Origin of the sequence: Streptomyces javensis, assembly GCF_039525925.1 — a bacterium.
GTDB lineage: Bacteria > Actinomycetota > Actinomycetes > Streptomycetales > Streptomycetaceae > Streptomyces > Streptomyces asiaticus.
Window position 1 is genome coordinate 1 of the sequence record NZ_BAAAIF010000217.1, and the last position, 2,229, is coordinate 2,229.

The window sequence follows — 2,229 nt, forward strand, 5'->3', positions numbered from 1 at the left end:
ACCGGCTGCACCACATCAACCCGCCCCAACGCCACCTCATCACCCAACACATCCCACAACGACCACTCGACGAACGGCGCCAACGCATCCGCACACTTACCCAAACGCCCCGCGAACACCGGCGAGGACTCCACCAACTCCAACGCCATCCCAACCCACTGCGACCCCTGCCCCGGGAACACGAACACCACCCCGGAATGCGTGCGGGCCTCGCCGACCGTGGCGCTACCACTCGCCACGGCCTCCAGCTCACGCAGCAGTTCCGTACGTTCAGCGCCCACGACCACCGCACGGTGTGACAACACCGCGCGAGCCGACGCCAGCGACCAGCCGACATCGACCGGACGCAGATCAGCATCGGCACTCACGAAGGACCCAAGCCTGAGGGCATGCGCCCGTAGCGCCGCCTCGCTCCGCGCCGAGAGCACCCACGGAACAGCTGGCGGTTCGGGCGTTCGCGCAGCGTCGCGTTCCTCGGTTTCGGCCACCACAGATGCCTGCTCGAGGATCACATGCGCGTTGGTGCCACTCACACCGAACGAGGAGACCGCGGCGCGTCGCGGCGCCCCCGTCCGAGGCCAAGGGGACGGTTCGGTGAGCAGTGCGATCCGTCCGGCCGTCCAGTCCACGTGGGGAGTGGGCTCGTCGATGTGCAGACTCCGCGGCAGCACACCATGGCGCATCGCCATCACCATCTTGATCACACCAGCCACACCGGCCGCGGCCTGTGTATGGCCGATGTTGGACTTCACGGAGCCCAGCAGCAGCGGCCGATCCGGATCCCGGTCCTGGCCGTAGGTCGCCAGCAGCGCCTGCGCCTCGATCGGGTCGCCCAGCGTCGTACCCGTACCGTGCGCCTCCACCGCGTCCACATCCACCGTGGACAGCCGGGCGTTCGCCAGGGCCTGACGGATCACTCGCTGCTGCGACGGGCCGTTCGGCGCCGTCAACCCATTCGAGGCACCGTCCTGGTTGACGGCGGAGCCCCGCATCATCGCCAGGACCCGGTGGCCGTTGCGCTCCGCGTCGGACAGCCGCTCCAACAGCAGAACGCCTACGCCTTCACCCCAGCCGGTGCCGTCCGCGCCCGCCGCGAACGCCTTGCACCGGCCATCAGCGGCCAACGCGCCTTGCCGGGAGAACTCGGCGAACGCGGTGGGCGTGGCCATTACCGTTGCCCCGCCCGCAAGTGCCATACGGCATTCGCCCGAGCGCAGCGCCTGCGCGGCCAGGTGCATGGCCACCAGCGACGACGAACACGCCGTGTCCACGGTGATGGCCGGGCCCTCGAGCCCGAAGGTGTAAGACAGACGGCCGGACGCCACGCTCGCCGCGCTGCCGGTGGCCAGATGGCCGTCCGTCCGCTGTGGCGCGTTGCCGACGAGGGCGGCGTAATCCTGGCCGTTTGTGCCGACGAACACTCCGGTGGGGCTGCCCCGCAACGCGTCCGCGGCGATCCCGGCCCGCTCGAAGACCTCCCACGAAGCCTCCAGCAGCAGCCGCTGCTGCGGATCCATCGCGATCGCCTCGCGCGGCGAGATTCCGAAGAACGCGGGGTCGAACTCTGCCGCCGTGTAGAGGAAGCCACCCGCCCGGACCGACGTGCCATCGGCTCCGCCGGCGAGGTCCCAGCCTCGGTCCTGTGGAAAGGCGGAAGTGGCATCCGTCCCCGACTCCAGAAGCCGCCACAGCTCTTCGGGCGAGTCGACACCACCTGGGAATCGGCAGCTCATCCCGATGATCGCAATCGGGTCGTCGTCCACCGGAGCCGCGGCGACCGGCGTCGAGAGCGCTGCCGACCCGGCCCCGAGCAGTTGCTCCCGCAGGTGGCCGGCGAGAAGCTCCGGAGTGGGGTAGTCGAAGACGACCGAGGCAGGTGTCTGCACTCCGGTGGCCGCCATGAGCCGATTGCGGAGTTCGATCGCGGTCAGGGAGTCGAAACCGGCTGACTGGAATGTCGCTGCGGTGTCGATCGCCGCCGGGGTGGCATGCCCCAGTACGGCGGCCACCTGGCCACGTACGAGTTCAAGGACCGTCCGTTCCCGCTCGGCCGGGGCGAGGGCCCGTAGCCGGTCGACGAACGCGCCCGCCGCGGGCGTGGTATGAGCGGCGCCACCCAGCAATGCACCGAACAGCGGGCTGGGCCGTGTGGCGGTGAACCGGGAGGCGAAGTGCTCCCAGTCGATGTCCGCGATCATCACCGCGGTCTCGTCGTCGTCCAACGCCCGC

Annotated in this window: 1 protein-coding gene; it reads right to left on the reverse strand. The window is 69.9% G+C overall.

Annotated elements, in window-relative coordinates; all coding sequences use genetic code 11:
• On the reverse strand, positions 1 to 2,229 hold a 2,229-nt coding region (locus ABD329_RS47620; protein ID WP_344318255.1), incomplete at both ends, for a type I polyketide synthase.